The 18,134-nt window shown below is 67.5% G+C and carries 18 protein-coding genes and 1 pseudogene; 7 read left to right on the forward strand and 12 right to left on the reverse strand.

All coding sequences use genetic code 11. The features are described from left to right. Nucleotides 1-12: 12 nt before the first annotated feature. Together RBB34_RS12990 and moaB are read left to right on the forward strand one after the other, a co-directional pair. Complete coding sequence (locus RBB34_RS12990) at nucleotides 13-945, forward strand: 4-(cytidine 5'-diphospho)-2-C-methyl-D-erythritol kinase (protein ID WP_306119650.1); 933 nt, start codon at nucleotides 13-15, stop codon at nucleotides 943-945. Continuing rightward, nucleotides 942-1,490 carry a molybdenum cofactor biosynthesis protein B gene (moaB, locus tag RBB34_RS12995; protein WP_306119651.1) on the forward strand — a complete coding sequence of 183 codons (549 nt, stop codon included), beginning with the start codon at nucleotides 942-944 and terminating at the stop codon, nucleotides 1,488-1,490. The genes RBB34_RS12990 and moaB overlap by 4 nt, the downstream gene beginning before the upstream one ends. A 6-nt stretch (nucleotides 1,491-1,496) precedes the next feature. Here the strand turns inward: moaB and RBB34_RS13000 are convergent, their stop codons facing one another. Next, nucleotides 1,497-2,024, reverse strand: a complete 528-nt coding sequence (locus tag RBB34_RS13000) for a glycosyl transferase (RefSeq protein ID WP_306119652.1) — start codon at nucleotides 2,022-2,024, stop codon at nucleotides 1,497-1,499. A gap of 114 nt (nucleotides 2,025-2,138) precedes the next feature. Between RBB34_RS13000 and RBB34_RS13005 the strand changes: the two genes are divergently transcribed. Both RBB34_RS13005 and RBB34_RS13010 read left to right on the forward strand, forming a co-directional pair. Beyond that, nucleotides 2,139-3,302 carry a PA0069 family radical SAM protein gene (locus tag RBB34_RS13005; protein ID WP_306119653.1) on the forward strand — a complete coding sequence of 388 codons (1,164 nt, stop codon included), beginning with the start codon at nucleotides 2,139-2,141 and terminating at the stop codon, nucleotides 3,300-3,302. A gap of 131 nt (nucleotides 3,303-3,433) precedes the next feature. Beyond that, nucleotides 3,434-4,123 carry a ribonuclease HII gene (locus RBB34_RS13010; protein ID WP_306119654.1) on the forward strand — a complete coding sequence of 230 codons (690 nt, stop codon included), beginning with the start codon at nucleotides 3,434-3,436 and terminating at the stop codon, nucleotides 4,121-4,123. 22 nt (nucleotides 4,124-4,145) lie between these two features. On the opposite strand, the gene RBB34_RS13015 is transcribed toward RBB34_RS13010, so the two are convergent. The 9 genes from RBB34_RS13015 to RBB34_RS13055 form a co-directional block, all read right to left on the reverse strand. Continuing rightward, on the reverse strand, nucleotides 4,146-4,625 hold the full coding sequence (locus RBB34_RS13015) for a F0F1 ATP synthase subunit B (RefSeq protein ID WP_306119671.1): 480 nt from the start codon (nucleotides 4,623-4,625) through the stop codon (nucleotides 4,146-4,148). Between the two features lie 13 nt (nucleotides 4,626-4,638). Beyond that, nucleotides 4,639-5,178, reverse strand: coding sequence for a F0F1 ATP synthase subunit B (locus tag RBB34_RS13020; protein ID WP_306119655.1), 540 nt, complete (start codon nucleotides 5,176-5,178; stop codon nucleotides 4,639-4,641). 76 nt (nucleotides 5,179-5,254) lie between these two features. Beyond that, nucleotides 5,255-5,482 carry a F0F1 ATP synthase subunit C gene (locus tag RBB34_RS13025; RefSeq protein WP_306119656.1) on the reverse strand — a complete coding sequence of 76 codons (228 nt, stop codon included), beginning with the start codon at nucleotides 5,480-5,482 and terminating at the stop codon, nucleotides 5,255-5,257. A 61-nt stretch (nucleotides 5,483-5,543) separates the two neighbouring features. Then, nucleotides 5,544-6,296 (reverse strand): F0F1 ATP synthase subunit A, encoded by a 753-nt coding sequence (locus tag RBB34_RS13030; protein ID WP_306119657.1) that lies wholly within the window; start codon nucleotides 6,294-6,296, stop codon nucleotides 5,544-5,546. A gap of 48 nt (nucleotides 6,297-6,344) precedes the next feature. Beyond that, nucleotides 6,345-6,773, reverse strand: a complete 429-nt coding sequence (locus RBB34_RS13035; RefSeq protein WP_306119658.1) for an AtpZ/AtpI family protein — start codon at nucleotides 6,771-6,773, stop codon at nucleotides 6,345-6,347. 200 nt (nucleotides 6,774-6,973) lie between these two features. Further along, complete coding sequence (locus tag RBB34_RS13040; RefSeq protein WP_306119672.1) at nucleotides 6,974-8,104, reverse strand: cell wall hydrolase; 1,131 nt, start codon at nucleotides 8,102-8,104, stop codon at nucleotides 6,974-6,976. 151 nt (nucleotides 8,105-8,255) lie between these two features. After that, the gene (der, locus tag RBB34_RS13045; protein ID WP_306119659.1) at nucleotides 8,256-9,695 is read right to left on the reverse strand and encodes a ribosome biogenesis GTPase Der; all 1,440 of its coding nucleotides are present in this window, start codon (nucleotides 9,693-9,695) and stop codon (nucleotides 8,256-8,258) included. After that, on the reverse strand, nucleotides 9,695-10,366 hold the full coding sequence (locus RBB34_RS13050; RefSeq protein ID WP_306119660.1) for a tetratricopeptide repeat protein: 672 nt from the start codon (nucleotides 10,364-10,366) through the stop codon (nucleotides 9,695-9,697). Before RBB34_RS13050 ends, der begins: the two co-directional genes overlap by 1 nt. A gap of 81 nt (nucleotides 10,367-10,447) precedes the next feature. Further along, entirely contained in the window at nucleotides 10,448-11,017 is a 570-nt protein-coding gene (locus RBB34_RS13055) for an NnrU family protein (RefSeq protein WP_306119661.1), read from the reverse strand. Nucleotides 11,018-11,071: 54 nt separating this feature from the next. On the opposite strand from RBB34_RS13055, the gene RBB34_RS13060 reads away from it, so the two are divergent. Further along, on the forward strand, nucleotides 11,072-11,404 hold the full coding sequence (locus RBB34_RS13060) for a TraR/DksA C4-type zinc finger protein (RefSeq protein WP_306119662.1): 333 nt from the start codon (nucleotides 11,072-11,074) through the stop codon (nucleotides 11,402-11,404). 122 nt (nucleotides 11,405-11,526) lie between these two features. Further along, nucleotides 11,527-12,555 carry an aldehyde reductase gene (locus RBB34_RS13065; RefSeq protein WP_306119663.1) on the forward strand — a complete coding sequence of 343 codons (1,029 nt, stop codon included), beginning with the start codon at nucleotides 11,527-11,529 and terminating at the stop codon, nucleotides 12,553-12,555. A 40-nt stretch (nucleotides 12,556-12,595) separates the two neighbouring features. Here RBB34_RS13065 and RBB34_RS13070 read toward each other — a convergent pair whose 3' ends face one another. Next, nucleotides 12,596-14,251 (reverse strand): ABC transporter substrate-binding protein, encoded by a 1,656-nt coding sequence (locus RBB34_RS13070; RefSeq protein ID WP_306119664.1) that lies wholly within the window; start codon nucleotides 14,249-14,251, stop codon nucleotides 12,596-12,598. A 450-nt stretch (nucleotides 14,252-14,701) separates the two neighbouring features. Between RBB34_RS13070 and RBB34_RS13075 the strand changes: the two genes are divergently transcribed. Further along, nucleotides 14,702-15,652, forward strand: a complete 951-nt coding sequence (locus RBB34_RS13075; protein ID WP_306119665.1) for an alpha/beta hydrolase — start codon at nucleotides 14,702-14,704, stop codon at nucleotides 15,650-15,652. Nucleotides 15,653-15,678: 26 nt separating this feature from the next. Here RBB34_RS13075 and fdhF read toward each other — a convergent pair. Beyond that, nucleotides 15,679-18,066, reverse strand: a pseudogene (gene fdhF / locus RBB34_RS13080) (formate dehydrogenase subunit alpha); the annotation flags it as partial. Nucleotides 18,067-18,134: the final 68 nt, after the last annotated feature.

Consider the following 18,134-nt stretch of genomic DNA (forward strand, 5'->3'; position numbering starts at 1 on the left):
CCCCGGCCGATGATGACCGACGGGGCGGAGCGGAGCGCCATCGCTCCGGCCAAGATCAATCTGTGCCTGCACGTCACCGGCCGGCGCGCCGACGGCTATCACCTGATCGACAGCCTTGTCGTCTTTGCCGACGGTGCGGCGGCCGACCGGCTCACCCTGACGCCGGCGGAAAGCGACCGGCTCGCCATCGACGGCCCCTTTTCCGGGCCGCTGCGGCACGATGGGTTGGCCGACAATCTGGTCGCCCGGGCCCGCGACTGGCTGCGCGCGCGGATCGAGGCCGAGGGCGGCGCGGCCGCGCCGGTGGCGCTTGCCCTGGACAAGCGCCTGCCCGTCGCCTCGGGCATCGGCGGCGGATCGGCCGACGCGGCGGCCGCCCTGCGGCTTCTCGCCGCGCACTGGGCCTTTCCGTGCGCCACGCTCGGCGATGCGACGGCCGAGATCGCGACGGCGCTCGGCGCCGATGTGCCCATGTGTCTTGCCGGCCAGCCCGCGATCGCGCGCGGGATCGGCGATGACCTCTCGCCGGTCACGGGCCTGCCCGCGCTGCCGGCGGTGCTGGTCAATCCGGGCATCGCGGTGTCGACGCGGGCGGTGTTCGCCGGGCTCGCGCAACCGGGCAACGCGCCCCTGCCGGCGATGCCGACGAAGGTTGACAGCGCCCCGACCCTCGCGCGCTGGCTCGCCCGATCGACCCGCAACGACCTTCAGGCGCCGGCGAGCGAACGCGCAACGCCCATCGGCGATTGCCTGGCCGCGCTCGCGCGCAGTGGCGCGATGCTCGCGCGCATGTCCGGATCGGGCGCGACCTGCTTCGGCCTTTACGGTTCGCCCTCCGAGGCGGCGACGGCGGCGCGCGCCATCGCTCTTGCCGAGCCGGGCTGGTGGGTGCAAGTGAGCGAACTCAACCGCCCAACCGCACGATCCGGAGCGAACCCGACATGACCGGCATCGACGAAACCCGACCCTTCATCGCCCTGACCATCGCCGTGCTGACGGTTTCCGACACGCGCACGTTCGAAGACGACCGGTCGGGGACCACGCTGACCGAGCGCATCGCAGCGGCCGGCCACCGGGTCGGCGACCGTGCGATCGCGACCGACGATGCCGACCGTATCGCCGGGCGCGTGAAGGCGTGGGCCGCCGATCCGTCGATCGACGTGGTCATCACCACCGGCGGAACGGGCTTTACCGGCCGCGACGTGACGCCCGAGGCCATCGAGCCGCTGTTCGACAAGCGGATGGACGGGTTCGGACAGCTCTTCCACCGCATCTCGTTCGACAAGATCGGCACCTCGACGATCCAGTCGCGCGCGACGGCGGGGCTGGTCGGGACCACTTTCGTCTTCGTGCTGCCGGGCTCGCCGGGCGCTTGCAAGGACGCCTGGGACGGCATCCTGAAAGCCCAGCTCGACTACCGGCACATGCCGTGCAACTTCGTCGAGATCATGCCGCGGCTCGACGAGCACCTCAGGCGCGGCGGCCGCTGAGGCGGATCAATGGCGCGGCGAAAGGGCCGCCGGCAGCGTGCGCACGGCAAGACCGCGCGGCAGCGCCCCGAGCGGCCGTCCATCGCCTGACAGCGCGCTCGCCTGCGCCCTGGAGATCAGAAAGCCGCGGGCGAAGGGCCGGGCCGGCACGCGCGGCCCCCAGAGCCGCCGCCACCAATTGGCCGCCGGGTCGGGCGCGATGCGAAAGCGGGCGGCGCCGGAGGCGCGCGTTGCCGCGTTGATGTGATCCTCGACGGCGTCGATCCACGCGCCCACCGGGCGGGCACCGGCTTCGAGCACCAGCACCCATGTGCCGCGCATCTGCGCCAGAAGATCGGGCAGGTGCGCCGCCTCCGCCCGGCAATAACGGCAGCCGGCCACTTCGGCCACGCGCCGCTGTTCGCCGTCATCGGCGCCGTCGAGCACGATGACTTCGACAATGGCGCCGCTGACCGCGTGGCGCACCAGAACGGCCAGCGTCTGGGCCAGCCGCTCATCGTCGCCGGCCATTGTGGGGATCACGACCGTAAGCATGGCACCGGCCTACTGCATGTCACCGGGCAAGGCAAAATCGGGCAAATTTGTTCTTGTAATGTTCCTGCGCGTCGGCTAGGAATATTGTCAGTTCCGAATGATAGGAGAGCCGAGGTGAAGGCAATCGCGACAGCCGACAGGCTCGCGGGGCACGGCAACGCCGAAGACGGCGTGGCCCGGGCCAACGGGCATATCGAAGGGTCGGGCCTGCGGCTCGCCGAAAGGCGCGTGCGCGGCCGGGCCAGCGCCATCAATCCGGCGGGCCGGTTCGAGGCGCTCAGTCGCGTCGACGTCGACGATGGCTGGCATAGCCTGGAGGACCTGCCGCCATTCAAGACCGAGGTGCAGGTGGAGCGGGCGCGCACCATCATCACGCGCAACGATTCGCCCGATATCGGCTTTGACCGGTCCATCAACCCCTATCGCGGCTGCGAGCATGGCTGCGTCTACTGCTTTGCACGGCCGACCCATGCCTATGCGGGCATGTCGGCGGGCGTCGACTTCGAATCGCGGCTGTTCGTCAAGCCAGATGCGGCGCAGCTGCTCGAGCGCGAACTGTCGCGGCCGGGCTACAAGGTGCGGCCGCTGGCCATCGGCACCAACACCGATCCCTATCAGCCGATCGAGCGGCAGTGGCTGGTCATGCGGTCGATCCTGGAGGTGCTGGAGCGCTACAACCATCCCGTCGGCATCGTCACCAAGTCGGCGCTGGTGGTGCGCGATGCGGACATTCTGGGCCGGATGGCCGAAAAGGGCCTGGCCAAGGTGGCGCTTTCGGTCACCACGCTCGACCGGCGCCTGGCGCGAACCATGGAGCCGCGAGCATCGACGCCGACCAGGCGGCTCGAGGCCATCGGCGCGCTCAATGCGGCCGGCGTTCCGGCGTCGGTGATGGTCGCGCCGGTCATCCCGGGGCTGAACGATCACGAGATCGAGCGCATTCTCGACGCGGCGGCGGCAATGGGCGCGGTGCAGGCGGGCTATGTGCTGCTGCGGCTGCCGCTGGAAGTGGCGCCGGTGTTCAAGGAATGGCTGCTGCGGCACTATCCGGAGCGCTACCGGCACGTGATGAATCTCGTGCGCTCCATGCGCGGCGGCAAGGACTATGATGCGCGCTGGAAAACGCGCATGCGCGGCACCGGCCCCTATGCCTGGCAGATCGGCCGGCGGGTGGAGATGACCTGCAAGCGGCTGAAGCTGAACACCCGCGCCCGGCAATTGCGCACCGATCTTTTCGTGCGTCCGGCCGCCAGGGGCGAGCAGTTGGCCTTGTTGTAGCAACCGCAATCCGGCCCGCCTGTCCCCGCCCGGGCCGGTCGGGGCCCGTCCGGCAAGGTGAACCGCCCCTCACCCGGCTTCGCCAGAGACGGGCCTTGCGGAGAATCGGTCGCCATGCTTGACCATGGCCCATGGCGCGCGTGCGAACCGATTCTCCGCCTCTTTTCACCGACGGGCCTGCGGCGCCCGACGACCGCTTCGAGCGCGCGCTCGCCCGGTCGGGCTGCGCCTGCATCTGCGGCGTCGACGAGGCCGGACGCGGACCGTTGGCCGGGCCGGTGGTCGCCGCGGCGGTCATCCTGGATGCCGGCACGCCCGTGAACGGGCTGGCCGATTCCAAGGTGCTGACCCCCGTGCGGCGCGCCGAACTGTTCGATGCGATCATGGCCGGCGCGCGCGGGGTGGCCATCGCCAGCCGCTGCGCGGCGACGATCGACCGCAGCGACATCCGCAAGGCGAGCCTTGAGGCGATGCGCGGCTGCATCTGCGCGATCACGCCGCATTCGGACGGTGCGCTGTGTGACGGCCGGGACGTGCCCGAAAACCTGCCGCCGGCGCTGCTGGCAAGGGCGCTGGTGGGCGGCGACGGGCTGTCGGTCTCGGTGGCGGCGGCCTCGATCGTCGCCAAGGTCACGCGCGACCGCATGATGGAGCGGCTGTGCGGCGCCCATCCCCATTACGGCTTCTCCGCGCACAAGGGCTACAGCGTCGCCAGCCATCGCGTCGCCATCGGACTGCACGGCGGCGTCGAGCGGATCCACCGCTTCAGCTTCCGGCCGCTGGCCGCTCATGAAAAAGCCGCGCCCAAGGGCGCGGCCTGACGCGTCCGCGCGGCGCGCGCATTCAGTTCATATTCGTCCTGACCTGTTCGAGCGATGCCTTGAACAGGTCGCTCGTGGTCTTGGTCGTCATCTTCTCGCCCATCAGACGCTCGGCCGCCGCCACGGCCACGTCCACCGCGGTCGCGCGCACCGCATTGACCGCGTCCAGTTCGGCCTGGGCGATCTTCTGCTCGGCCATCGCCGTGCGCCGGGCCACGTACTCCTCGGTCCTGGCCTTGGCCTCGGCGGTGATCTGATCGGCCTCGTTGCGTGCGGCGGCAACGATGCTCTCGGCTTCCTTCTCCGATTCCTTGCGCCTGCGCTGGTAGTCGGCCAGCAATTGCTGGGCCTCCTCGCGCAGCCGCCGGGCTTCCTCGAGCTCGTTGCGGATCCTGTCGCCACGGCTGTCGAGCGCGCGGGTCACCATGCCCGGCACCTTGAAGTAGTAGATGATGGCGAAGAATATGATCAGGCCGACAAAGGCCCAGAAGCTTGAGTCGATCATCTGCGTATCCTCAGCTGCGCACCGCGCCGATGGCCTTGGTCAGCTCGGCCTTGGTGACCTTGGATCCGACCAGACGCTCGACGATCTCGCCGGTGGTGTCGGCGGCAATGGTGTCGACCTCGCCCAGCGCCCTGTCGCGGATCTCGGCGATCCGGCTTTCGGCGTCGGCGAGCTTCCGGCCCAGTTCGGCCTCCACCTTCTGGCGCTCGGCCTCGGCGTCGGCCTTGGCCTTGTCGCGCGCCTTCTGTCCGATTTCGCCGGCGGTGGCGCGGGCCTGGGCCAGTTCCTGTTCGTAGGCGGCGTGGGCCGCATCGGCCTCGTCCTGCAATTGCCGCGCCATGTCCAGATCCTGGGCGATGCGATCCTGGCGCGTTTCCAGGATGTCGGCGATGCGCGGCGCCAGCACCTTGGACATGACCCAGTAGAACAGGCCGAAGGTGATCGCCAGCCAGAACAGCTGCGAGGCGTAGGTCGACGAATCGAAGGGCGGAAACACGGCGGCCGCGGCCGCGCCCTCGGTGGTGGCTGCCATTGCGGAAGTGATGAACATGACACGTGTTCCCATTGCCGTCACAGTCAGGAGCGCCCCGCCGCCGGCGCGCCGACCGGCGGGGCGAACCGCACGATCAGACCGCGAACAGGAGCAACAGGGCCACCAGCAGCGAGAAGATGCCCAGCGCCTCGGTCACCGCGAAGCCGAAGATCAGGCGGCCGAACTGGCCATCGGCGGCCGAGGGGTTGCGCAGGGCGCCACCAAGATAGCTTCCGAAGATCTGGCCAAGGCCGAGGGCGGCGCCGGCCATGCCAAAGCAGGCCAGACCTGCGCCGATGTATTTCGCTGCTTCCGCTTCCATAATCTGCTCCTTTGGGTGGAATGTGCGAAGGGTGGGTCGGCGCAGGGCGCCGCGATGAAGCTCAGTGATTGGGGTGCACCGCATCGTTGAGATACATGCAGGTGAGCACCGCAAAGACATAGGCCTGCAGGAACGAAACGAGGAACTCCAGGGCGGTCATGGCGATCACCATGATCAGCGGCAGAACCGAGCCGATCACCCCGAGCGCGCCCAGCGAGGTCATCGAGACGACAAAGCCGGCGAAGACCTTCAGCGCCGTGTGCCCGGCCAGCATGTTGGCAAACAGGCGCACCGACAGACTGATCGGGCGCGAAAGGAAGGAGATCACCTCGATGGCAACGACGAGCGGGACTACCGCCATGGGCACGCCTTCGGGCACGAACAGGCCGAGGAACTTCAGGCCATGGCGCATGAAGCCGTAGACGATCACCGTGCCGATCACCAGAAGCGCGAGCGCGAAGGTGACGATGATGTGGCTGGTAACGGTGAAGAAATAGGGCACCATGCCGAACAGGTTCGCAAACAGCACGAACATGAAGATCGAAAACACGAAGGGGAAGAAACGCATCCCCTCGCTGCCGGCCGCATCGCGCAGCATGGACGCCACGAACTCATAGGACATCTCGGCCATGGACTGCAGGCGCGAGGGGACAAGGCCCCGATTGGCCGAACCGAAATACAGAAAGGCCGAGGCCGTCGCCACGGTGGCCACCATGAACAGCGAGGAATTGGTGAAGGAAAGGTCGAGGCCGGCCACGTTCTGCAGCGGCACGATCGTGTTGATCTCGAACTGCTTGATGGGATCCTGCGCCACCGTGCCTGTCTCCGTTTGCCACTGGCCGACAAGCCGACCGGCCTGCCGTCAATCCGACTTGTCCGACCGCTCCCGCGTGGAACGGCCGGGGTCCCTTAGCCCGTTCGCGCGCGGCTCGGCAACCCTTCCGGTCGCGCGCAAGACGTTCAACACACCGGCGGCAAACCCGAGCAGGAGAAAGACGATCATCCCCCAGGGCCTCGTGCCGGCGAACTCGTCGGCCAGATAGCCCAGCCCGGCTCCCACCAAAACGCCCCCGATGAACTCGCTGGACAGTTTCAGTGCCGCGCCAAATCCCGATCCGGCCTGATCGTGCTTCTCCGGATCATCGTCGGCACCCTTCGGCCCTGGCTTGCGCGCAAGCGCTTCGGCAAGCGCCCGGCGCCGATGCTCCAGATCGGCACTGTGATCCGATGAAACAGTGTCCCCGGCCTGCGCATCGTCGACCGGGCGATCACCTGGCTCTTGCTGTGCCATGCCCCCGACCTTGCTGCGCGAGACAGGCTCACAGCCGCCTCAAATTCGCGGGCAACATAGTTTCGGGCCCCACATTCGTCAAGCCGCCGTCACTGCGCTGCAAAACGCCAAAATCTGTTTGTTTTTCAGCAGCTTGACAAGCAATTGCCAATTCGTCGCAGATGGCGGCCGCGGGCGGCTGGACGGCCGGCGCCGGGCGCTCAGCTCCAGCCGCCGCCATAGGTGCGATAGAAGATGTGAAGGCCGATGCGGGTCAGCCGCTTCATCGAGCGCGCCCAGCGCGGATTGACATAGGTCGCGTGGTAGTGCGTGGACGATCCGACCTCGTCGAGCCAGATCTTGCCGGCGGTCACGGCCATGGCGATGTCCTTTGCCATCTGCCAGTGATAGCGCGAGGTGATTCGATCGCGAATGCCGTCGCATGCGAAGGAGAACTGGCAGCGATTGCGCCAGTGCCGGTTCTGGTAGACCACGCCGCAGATCGAGTTCGGAAACGCCGGGTTGCGCACCCGGTTCAGGATGACCTGGGCGACGGCGGCCTGGCCCTTGGCGATCTCGCCGCGCGCTTCGAAATAGATGCCTTCGGCAAGGCACTTCTGCTCGCGCGCGGAGAATACCTTGGCCGGCAGCGGATTGTCGGCCCAGGAATGGTCGTTTCGCGGAACCGGCGGGATGAAGCGGCCGCGCGCGGCCTCCTCTTCGCCGAGCAGGCTGGCAAAGGGCGATTCGACCGCGAAATCGGGCTCGGGCGGCGCATAGGCGGTGGCGAGCACGTCGGGGTTGGGGTTGGTGACGAGCGAGGCGAGCATGCGCGGCACGCCCGGGTCGACACGCCTGGGCTCGCGCTTGTGGAAGGCAAGCGCGATGTCGAGTTCCTCGCCCTTGTCGATGCGCGGCCTGGCGAACACCATCTTGACGGCCGCATCGCCGAGCGGATCGGTCAGGCTCGACTGGCGCTCGAGGATCGATCCGGCCGAAAAATCCTTGGGCGGGGCGGCCGGCGTGACCGCGCGGATGCGGCCCGACTTTTCCGACCGGTTGATGCGCGCCTCGTCGGGCGTGTTCGGCACGACCGTCTTGTCGGTGACCATGGCGACCGAGCCCAGCCCGGAATCGAGCGAGGCGGGCTTGCTGATCGAGCCGGTCACGCCCGGATCGATGGCGAAATCGATCTCGGCGGCATGGACCGAGCCGACGCCGGCGCGGCTGACATGCACCTTCCAGCGTTCGGCGCTCGGACCGTCGACGCCGCTGACCAGGGTCGAAACGTCCTGCAGCGAGGTCGTTGTGGGATTGGACAGGACGAACGCACAGGCGACAGCGAACGGCACAACGAGCTTGACGCGGGGCAAAGCAGGCAAAACGCAACTCCAACGGCACGATGACGCGAGGCGACTTGGCCCGAGATTGCGGCATTAACCTTGATGAGGCGTTAAGCGGGCTCTCACATTTTGTGAAAAATCGTCGAAAACCGCCGCAGGGTTAACGGGTGCGGCGATCGGCGGTCTTCGCCTTGTGGGCATAGGGGTTGGCGGGGGCGCGCAGCATCAGGCGAATGGGCACACCCGCAAGCTCGAAATCCTCGCGCAGGGCGTTGGTCAGATAGCGCACATAGGATCTGGGCAGCGCCTCGGGCCGCGAACACGACAGCACGAAGCCGGGCGGGCGGGTCTTGGCCTGGGTGATGTATTTGAGCCTGATGCGCCGGCCGGAGACGGCGGGCGGCGGGTGATGCTGGGCCACCGCATCGAGCCAGCGATTGAGCCGGCCGGTCGAGATGCGGCTGTTCCAGACCTTGTGGGTGGCGACGATCTCCTCCATCAGCCGGTCGAGCCCGCGGCCGGTGACCGCCGAGACGGGCACGGCGCGCACGCCGCGGATCTGCGGCAGAAGGCGCTCGGTCTGGGCGCGCAGTTCGTTCAGGAGTGCCTGGCGGTCCTTGACCAGATCCCACTTGTTGAAGGCGATGACCGGCGCCCTGCCCTCGCGGGCGATCAGATCGATGATCTGCAGGTCCTGCTTTTCGAACGGCACCAGCGCATCGAGCACCACGACCACCACCTCGGCAAAGCGGATGGCGCGCAGCGCGTCGCCAACCGACAGCCGTTCGAGCTTTTCGACCACGCGCGCCTTGCGGCGCATGCCGGCGGTGTCGAACAGGCGCACCTTGCGGCCCTGCCACTGCCAGTCAACCGAGATCGAATCGCGCGTGATGCCCGCCTCGGGGCCGGTCAGCAGGCGATCCTCGCCGACAAGCCTGTTGATCAGCGTCGACTTGCCGGCATTGGGCCGGCCGACAATGGCGATGCGCAGCGGCCGCGTCTCGTCATAGGCGACCTCGACATCTTCGTCCTGCGTATCGTCGACATCGATATCGGTCTCGGCCTCCTCGCCCTCGCTGCCGGCGGCCGCGCCGAAGGCGCGATCCTCGCCGACGGCAGCGACGATCGCATCGCGCAGATCGGACAGGCCAAGGCCATGCTCGGCGGAGACCGGCACCGCTTCGCCCAGGCCGAGCTCATAGGCGTCGTACAGGCCGGTTTCGGCGGCGCGCGCCTCGACCTTGTTGGCGACCAGCACGACCGGCCGGCCGGAACGGCGCAGAAGGTCGGCGAAGGTGCGGTCGGCGGCGGTCAGGCCGGCCCGGGCATCGATCATGAAGACGATCAGATCGGCCTCTTCGATGGCGATCTCGGTCTGGGCGCGCATGCGTCCGGGAAGGCTGGCGGCATCGCCTTCCTCCAGCCCGGCCGTGTCGATGACGTCGAACTGGAGGTCCATGAGCGCCGCCTCGTGGCGACGGCGGTCGCGGGTCACCCCCGGCTCGTCGTGCACGAGCGCCACACGGCGCCCGACCAGCCGGTTGAACAGGGTCGACTTGCCCACATTGGGCCGGCCGACAATGGCGATGGTGAACGCCATCAGCCCTCGGCGACCGCGCCCTTGGCGTCGATCAGCTCGAGCATGATCCGGGCGCGGTTGGCAAGGCCCGGCGGCGACAGCTCGTCGGCGACGATCTCGTCGAAAAGGCGCTTGGCGTCGCCATAGCGTTCGGCGTTGTAGGCGGCCAGACCGATCGCCTCGCGGGCCGAGTGTCGCAGCGGGTTCTCGGGCGCCGTGAGCTGTTCGGCGCGGGCGGCGACCTGTCCGTAGTCGCCATGGTCGACCAGGATATAGGCGGCGCGCAGCCGCGACAGGTCGCGCAGGGCGCCGGGGACCGACCGATCGTCGGCGATGGTGTCGAAGGCCTCGACGGCGGCGTCGACATTGCCGGCCTCATGATGGACGGTCGCCGCGCGCATGCGGGCGAGCACGGGATACTGGCCGTGGCCGTCGGCCTGCAGCGCCTCGAGCCGGGCGAGCGCTTGTTCGTTGTTGCCTTCATTGGCCAGGTTGAGCGCCTCCAGAAAGCGGTCGCCGGAGGCCGAGGCCTGGCGCGCGCTGTACCACTCCCAGCCGCGATAGCCGGCCGTCAGCGCAACGGCGAGCACCGCAACGGCGATGATGATCAGGCCGTAGCGATCCCAGAACCGCTTGAGCCGGTCGGAGCGGAGCTCTTCTTCGACCTCGCGAAAAAAACCGTCGTCGGACATGGCAATAAACCGCTTGTGCTGCGTTCGTGGCAGCCCTGTATCGTGATTGGAGCCGGATTGTAAGTGGTGAGAGCGGCCCGGTCAGGCAATGGGTGGCACGCCGAACAGCCATTGATGGCCCTGCAACAGCAACCAGACATAGACCGCCGTGCCGATGACGACGGCAATGACGTCGTTGCGCAGGGCCGGTTCGCCATGATCGGGCGCGCCGCGCCGCTTCAGCGAGATGCGGTTCCACACGCCCCAGGCCAGAAAGCTGCCGAACAGGATCAGCGAGGCCAGATCGCCATTGGCGAGCAGATGACCGAGCGCCCAGATCTTCACCGCCAGGATCATCGGGTGCTTGGCGGCGCGCTTGATGTGGCCGGTGGGCACGGCATAGGACGCGAGCACGATCAGCGCGATCAGCATCAGCAGCAGGTTGATGTGCGCCAGCCAGACAGGCGGCGTCCACAGGATCGGCGCGCCCATGCGGGCCTGGCCGAAGCCCCAGACGAGCAGCACGAAGCCGACCAGCGAGACGACCGAGTAGATGCCCTTCCATGTGCCTTCGCCGCGCTCGGCGATGACACGCTCGCGCAGACCCGGCGCGACCATGCGCACCGAATGAACGCCCAGAAAAACGACGATGCCGAGCACCAGCCAGATCATTTCGGTCTCCCCCGATCCCTTGCGCCGCCGCGGCGCCCTATCTATCGTTCCCCTATGACAGCCGATATCGAAAAGGCCAAGGCGCGGCTTGCCGCACTGCGCGCGGAAATCGAACGATTTGTCGCGCTCGGCGAGGACGCGGGCGCGCCCGTCGAGCTCGATCAGGTCGCCGTGGGCCGGCTGTCGCGCATGGACGCAATGCAGCAGCAGGCCATGGCGCAGGCCGCAAAGCGCGCCCGCAAGCGCGATCTCGTGCGCATCGAGATGGCCGAACGGCGCATCGCGGCCGGCGAATACGGCTATTGCGAGGACTGCGGCGAGCTGATCGCGGAAAAGCGCCTCCAGATCGATCCGATGGCCGAACGCTGCGTGCACTGCGCGCGCTGAGCGAGGACCGGCCTGGCGCCGGGTGGCGGTCGCATCGGGCGATCCGCCGCCCCGCATCTTGACATTGTCACGTTCGGGGCCAGATATCTTGACGATGTAAACTCCGACGGAGCCCGTCCCCCATGGCCCAACGCATCGTCCTGACCGGCGCGTCCGGTTTCATCGCCAAGCACATCGCCCTGCATCTGCTGCGCGCCGGCTATCGCGTGCACGGCACGGTCCGCTCGATGGAGCGCGGCGAGCAGGTGCGCGAAGCGTTGCGTCCGCATCTGGACGAGCCGGCGCTGGCCGACAGCCACCTGTCCTTCGCCGAGCTCGACCTGACACGCGACGATGGCTGGGCCGAGGCGTTCGAGGGCGCCGACGCGCTCGTGCACACGGCCTCGCCCTTTCCGATGGCGCAGCCGGACAATGAGGACGAGGTGATCCGCCCGGCGGTCGACGGCACGTTGCGCGCGCTGAAGGCGGCCAAGGCGGCGGGAATCACGCGCGTGGTGCTGACCTCGTCCAATGTGGCCGTCTACGAGAACGACGCGCCGGCCGATGGCAAGGCCTTCACCGAAGCCGACTGGACCGATGTCGACAATGCGAAAATCTCGCCCTACAGCAAATCGAAGACGCTGGCCGAACGCGCCGCCTGGGACTTCGTGGCGGCCGAAGCGCCGGACATGAAGCTGACCAGCATCAACCCCGGGCTGGTGCTGGGGCCGGCGCTCGACGGCAACTACGGCACCTCGTTGCGGATCGTCGAGCGGATCGTCAGCGGCCGCGACCCGTTCGTGCCCAATTTCGGTGTTCCCGCCGTCGATGTGCGCGATGTCGCCGACATGCACGTCGCCGCGCTGTCGACCCCCGAGGCGGCGGGCAAGCGCTTTCTTGCCGTCAATGGATGGCTGTCGATGCCCGACATGGCGCGCATCCTCAAGAAGGCCCATCCGGACCGGAAGATCGCAACGCGCCGGGCGCCCAGTTTCCTCTTGCGGATCGTGGCGCTGTTCGACGCCGAAACGCGCACGATCGTGCCCAATCTCGACGAGCACAAGACGGTATCGAACGCGCGGGCACGGCAGGTCTTCGGCATGGAGTTCCGCCCCCTCGAAGAGGCGGTGCGCGCCTCGGCCGAAAGCGTCATCGCGCACAAGGGCATTTGAGCGCTTCGCCCGGAAACCCGGGCGAAGCATTGACGGAAGATCAGGCCGCCCAGGCCAGCTTGTAGACGTGGATCTCGAAGGTCGGGTGCTGTTCGGCGCCGATCACATCGGGCTTGGCGTGGCGATAGGTCGAGCGCCAATAGGGCTGGATGATCACGCCCTGATCGCGCAGGATCCGCTCGATCCGCGCCATGAGGTCGCGCCGCTCGTCGGCGTCCGGAACGGCCATGGCCTGATTGAGCAGGTCGTCGAACTCGGCATTGGCAAAGCCGGACTCGTTCCATGCCTCGCCCGTGCGATAGGCCAGCGACAGCACCTGCACGCCGAGCGGACGCTGGGCCCAGTCGGTGGCGCTGTAGGGGTATTTGGTCCAATCGTTCCAGAAGGTCGAACCGGGCAGCACGGTGCGCTTGACCCTGATGCCCGCCGCGCGCAGCTGGGCGGCGACCGCATCGCAGGTCGGCTTGCGCCAGCTGTCGTCGATCGAGATCAGCTCGTGCTCGAAATCGGCCATGCCGGCCTCTTCCATCAGCGCCATGGCGGCTTCGGGATCGTGCTCGGCCGGGCCGATGTCGGCGTATTCGGGATGGATCGGGCACACATGGTGGTCTTCGGCCACCGTGCCCAGCCCGGCATAGCCCAATTGCAGGCATACCGCGTTGTCGACGGCCAGCTGCAGCGCGCGGCGCACGCGCACGTCCTCATAGGGCCGCATCCCGTCCACCTCGGCGGCCTGGTTGGGCCGGATCACGACCGTGTTGGCGGTGACGGCCTCGGACTTGGTCCAGCCGAACTGGTCCATGATCGCAACGAAGTCGCCGATCGACTCGTAGATCATGTCGACCTCGTCGGATTCGACCGCGGCGACGACGGCGGCCTGCTCGGTGCCGTAGTCGACATAGACGATCCGGTCGAGCCATGCGCCCTCGCCCCACCACTCATGGTCCTCGTTCCGGACCAGTTCGCCGCGGTCGCCCACGGCGTATTCGCCAGGCAGATAGGGTCCGGTGCCGATCGGCTCGGCAAGCGGATCGCCGCCGAAGCTGCGGTGGACGATCTGGGCGGGATAGTCCGACATGCCCGCGATCAGCGTGATGTCGGCGCGCGGCAGGTTGAGCCGGACGGTGTGGTCGTCGACCACCTCGATGGCGCCGGGCCGCGCCTTACCGGTGTCGGGATCGATCAACGCGTCGAGCCGGGCGGCCATGGAATTGCCCTCCACGTCGCGCTCGCACCAGCGCTCTATGTTGAAGGCCACGTCCTCGGCGACAAAGTCGTCGCCATTGTTCCATTTCACGCCGCGGCGCAGATTGAGCACGTATTCGGTCGCATCATCGCTCACCGACCAGCTTTCCAGCAGCATGGGACCGATGGTGCCGTCGCGGTTGTATTCGACCAGATACTCCAGCCAGCCGCGGGTGTAGTTGGACATTTGCGGCCAGTCATAGGTGCGCGGATCGCGCAGCGGGCGCACCTCGGACTGGATGCGCAACGTGCCGCCCTGCTGCGGCGTTGCGGCGCGCGCCTGGGGCGCCTTGAGCCCGATCAGGGAGTAGGCGGCTGCCGCGCTCGCACCCAGCGCGGTCGCCCGGGCCAGGAACTCGCGGCGGGACAGTGTCCCTGCCCTTGCTTCGTCGGCGGCCGAACGGGCGGCCGGATGGATATGTTCAGTGTGCGTTTTCGAGGGTACACGCATGGGTGCATTGCTCCTTCGGGGCAATCGTCAAAACCGGTTGTCAGGATTGATCTGCGCGCCCTGGAGTGCCGCCGGGCGCTTTTTGAGCGGTTGCTTTTGCGGATCGGTGCGGCTGCGCGGCGACCCTAGCGAATGAAACCATAAGGCGCAGCGAGGCCAAGTCAAACGCGAAAAACCGCGCGGCCCTTTTCCCGATGGTGGAGACCGGGCAGCGCCCAGAGCCCCGGTCGGCTGGCCGGACAGAGCGTTATGAAGCGAGTTTGGACCGTCCTGCCGGAGCAGGCTTGGGTCAAGGCCAAAGGCCTTGGCGAAGGGGTTATCCGGATACTGCCGAAAGGCATGATCGATCCATAATTGTCGCCCAACGCCGTTGAGCCCGGTGACGCGCCCGCAATGCGATGGTACTGGTCCGATATCGCTTTTCGAAGTGTCGGTGGATCCATGCGGAAGATGGCACTGACCGTCGTGACCTTGCTTCTGATCGCCTGTCTGGCGGTGTGGATGATGTTTTCGCGCGATCTCGGCCAGGCGCGCGAACGCATCGAGGGTCGCGGGCAGATCCTTGCCACCGGCCCGGGAACGATGGAGTACGCCACCGTGGCCGGCGATAGTCCGATCCTGGTGATTCACGGCTCCGGCGGCGGTCTCGACCAGGGCCTGATGCTGGCCGAGCCGCTCGCGGACCGAGGTTATCAGCTCATCGCGCCCTCGCGCTTTGGCTATCTGGGAAGCCCGCCACAGGAAGGATTGTCGACCGGTCGGCAGGCCGACGCCTATGTGGATCTCCTCGACTATCTCGGGATCGATCAGGTCGTCGTGCTGGGTGCTTCCGCGGGGACGCTGTCGGCAATGCAATTTGCGATCCGACATGCAGATCGGTGCGACGCGCTGGTGCTGCTCGTACCGGCCAGCTATGCGCCGGACCGGGCAAGCGGCGAATCGGCAGCCGAAGGCAGCGCCATGGTCTGGGTCGTTCAGACGGTCTTGCGTTCGGACTTTCTGTTCTGGGTCGCGCTGCGTTTTGCACCGGATGCGGTGACCCGCTATGTGCTGGCGACCGAGCCGGCGCTTGTCGATGCCGCGGCGCAAGCCGAGCAGGAGCGCGTGGCCGAAATGGCGCGGACAATTCTGCCGATCAGCCGCCGGGCCGAAGGAATCATGTTCGATTCGGCGACCGCCGGCGCGCCTGACCCTCTCCCGCTTGCCGAGATCTCCTGTCCGACCCTGGTGATCAGCGCCGAGGACGATCTTTATGGCACGGCCGCCGCGGCGCGGCACATCGCTGCCAATGTTCCCGACGCCGAACTCGTCATCTACCAGGATGGCGGCCATGTCCTTGTGGGCCGGCAGAGGCAGACATGGGAACGTGTGGACCGCTTCATCGAGCAGCACACCCGGTGAATGCCTCTTCCACCCCGCGGCGATATTCAGCAGAACCTAGAGAGCGGGTCTGGTTGACGCTGCGGGGGGCGGCTGACGCGGGCGGCGCAGTATTTGAATTCGGGGATCTTGCCGAACGGGTCAAGCTGCGGCTTGGTCAGCACGTTGGCCGGGCTTTCATTGAAGCAGAACGGCATGAAGATCATGCCGTCGGCCACCTCGCGGTCGGCGCGCAGGACAGCCTGGATCGTGCCGCGCCGCGTCTCGACGGCGATCATCTCGCCCGGCCTGAAGCCGTGCCGGCCGATCTCGCGCGGGTTCATGGCGGCGATGCCCTCGGGCTCGATATCGTCGAGCACGGTGGCGCGCCGCGTCATCGCGCCGGTGTGCCAGTGCTCGAGCAGACGGCCGGTGGTCAGCACCAGCGGATAGTCCTCGTCGGGCACCTCGTCGGGCGGGCGCAGATCGGCGGGCACGAGCCGACCGCGTCCGTCGGCGGTCGGAAACCCGTCGATGAAGATCACCTCGTTGCCGAAGCCGCCGGGCTCGTCGACCGGATAGGTGACCGAATCCTCGGCGAGCAGGCGCTCCCAGGTGATGTGCCGGAGCGAGGGCATGACCGAGGCCATCTCGGTGAAGACTTCGCCGACATCCGCATAGGTCCAGTCGAGCCCGATGCGCCTGGCCAGTTCGACGATCAGTTCCCAGTCCTGGCGCGCCTCGCCGGGCGGATCGAGCGCCGGCCGGCCGACCTGCACCTGCCGGTTGGTGTTGGTGTAGGTGCCCCACTTTTCGGCATGGGCCGAGGCGGGCAGAACGACATCGGCGTGCCAGCAGGTCTCGGTCAGGAAGATGTCTTGGACGACCAGGTGATCGAGCTTTGCCAGCGCGGCGCGGGCGTGGCGCTGGTCGGGATCGGACATGGCCGGGTTTTCGCCCATGATGTACATGCCGGCGATCTCGCCGGCATGGATCGCGTCCATGATCTCCACCACCGTCAGGCCGCGCTTGGGATCGAGGGAGCGGCCCCAGAAATCCTCCATCGAGGCGCGCACGTCGGCGTTCTCGACGAGCCGGTAGTCGGGATACATCATCGGGATCAGGCCGGCGTCGGAGGCGCCCTGCACATTGTTCTGCCCGCGCAGCGGATGAAGGCCGGTGCCGGGCCGTCCGACATGACCGGTGATCAGCGACAAGGCGATCAGGCCGCGCGAATTGTCGGTGCCGTGCGTGTGCTGGGAGATGCCCATGCCCCAGAAGATGATCGAGCGCTCGGCGGTGGCGTAGGTGCGCGCGACGTCGCGGATCGTGTCGGCGGGAACGCCGCAGATCTCCGCCATCGCCTCGGGCGAGAAGTCCCTGACCTTGTCGCGCAGTGCGTCGAACCCGTCGACATGGGCCTGGATGTACTGGCTGTCGTAGAGCTTTTCGTCGATGATCACGTGCAGCAGCGCGTTGAGCAGCGCGACGTCCGATCCGGCCGTGAACTGGACCGGGTGGGACGCATGGCGCATCAGGTCCTGCCGGCGCGGGTCGATGACGATGAGCTTTTTTCCTTGCTTGGCGGCCTGCTTGAAATAGGTCGCCGCCACGGGATGGTTGGTCGTCGGCCGCGCGCCGATGACCATGATGCAGTCGGCCTTCATCGCGTCATTGAACGGCGCGGAGACCGCGCCCGAGCCGACCCCTTCGAGAAGCGCGGCGACCGAGGATGCGTGGCACAGCCGGGTGCAATGGTCGACATTGTTGGTGCCGAAACCCTGCCGAATCAGCTTCTGGAACAGATAGGCCTCTTCGTTCGAGCCCTTGGCCGAGCCGAAGCCGGCAAGCGCGCCGCCACCGCGCTCGTCGCGGATCTTCGCAAGACCGCTGGCGGCGCGGTCCATCGCCTCCTCCCACGACGCCTCGCGGAAGATGTCGGTCACCTTCATGAAGCGCATGTCGATGTCGCCGGCCGTGGGCGCGTCGTCACGGCGGATCAGCGGCCTGGTGAGCCTTTCGGGGCTCATCGCATAGTCATAGCCGAACCGGCCCTTGACGCAGAGCCGGTTCTCGTTGGCCGGACCGTCGCGGCCATCGACCTGGACGATGCGGTCGTCCTTGACGTTGATCGTGGTCTGGCAGCCGACGCCGCAGAAGGGGCAGACGGAATCGACGGACTTGTCGAACTCGTGGATGGCGCGGGTGCGGCCGGCCGCGTCCATCAGCGTCTTCTCGTAGAGCGCGCCGGTCGGGCAGGCCTGCACGCACTCGCCGCAGGTCACGCAGGTGGAAAGCCCCATCGGATCGTGGATGTCGAAGACGGGGACCGCGTGATGGCCGCGTTCGCCCATTCCGATCACGTCGTTGACCTGCACTTCGCGGCAGGCGCGCACGCACAGACCGCAGGCGATGCAACTGTCGAGATTCACGGCGATGGCCGGGTTGGTGAGGTCGTGGATGCCTGGGTGATGATGATCGCGGTCCCCTCTCCCCCCTTGTGGGGGAGATGTCGGCGAAGCCG

Source organism: Roseitalea sp. MMSF_3546, assembly GCF_030732865.1.
In the GTDB taxonomy this organism is placed as follows: Bacteria; Pseudomonadota; Alphaproteobacteria; order Rhizobiales; family Rhizobiaceae; genus Roseitalea.

Bases quoted from the DNA above. Each gene is read 5' to 3' on its own strand.
- RBB34_RS13075 (WP_306119665.1), top strand. From the start codon at position 14,702: ATGGCACTGACCGTCGTGACCTTGCTTCTGATCGCCTGTCTGGCGGTG.
- RBB34_RS13060 (WP_306119662.1), top strand. From the start codon at position 11,072: ATGACAGCCGATATCGAAAAGGCCAAGGCGCGGCTTGCCGCACTGCGC.
- RBB34_RS12990 (WP_306119650.1), top strand. From the start codon at position 13: ATGACCGACGGGGCGGAGCGGAGCGCCATCGCTCCGGCCAAGATCAAT.
- RBB34_RS13050 (WP_306119660.1), bottom strand. From the start codon at position 10,366: ATGTCCGACGACGGTTTTTTTCGCGAGGTCGAAGAAGAGCTCCGCTCC.
- RBB34_RS13010 (WP_306119654.1), top strand. From the start codon at position 3,434: ATGGCGCGCGTGCGAACCGATTCTCCGCCTCTTTTCACCGACGGGCCT.
- RBB34_RS13020 (WP_306119655.1), bottom strand. From the start codon at position 5,178: ATGTTCATCACTTCCGCAATGGCAGCCACCACCGAGGGCGCGGCCGCG.
- moaB (WP_306119651.1), top strand. From the start codon at position 942: ATGACCGGCATCGACGAAACCCGACCCTTCATCGCCCTGACCATCGCC.
- RBB34_RS13025 (WP_306119656.1), bottom strand. From the start codon at position 5,482: ATGGAAGCGGAAGCAGCGAAATACATCGGCGCAGGTCTGGCCTGCTTT.
- RBB34_RS13070 (WP_306119664.1), bottom strand. From the start codon at position 14,251: ATGCGTGTACCCTCGAAAACGCACACTGAACATATCCATCCGGCCGCC.
- RBB34_RS13065 (WP_306119663.1), top strand. From the start codon at position 11,527: ATGGCCCAACGCATCGTCCTGACCGGCGCGTCCGGTTTCATCGCCAAG.
- der (WP_306119659.1), bottom strand. From the start codon at position 9,695: ATGGCGTTCACCATCGCCATTGTCGGCCGGCCCAATGTGGGCAAGTCG.
- RBB34_RS13055 (WP_306119661.1), bottom strand. From the start codon at position 11,017: ATGATCTGGCTGGTGCTCGGCATCGTCGTTTTTCTGGGCGTTCATTCG.
- RBB34_RS13035 (WP_306119658.1), bottom strand. From the start codon at position 6,773: ATGGCACAGCAAGAGCCAGGTGATCGCCCGGTCGACGATGCGCAGGCC.
- RBB34_RS13000 (WP_306119652.1), bottom strand. From the start codon at position 2,024: ATGCTTACGGTCGTGATCCCCACAATGGCCGGCGACGATGAGCGGCTG.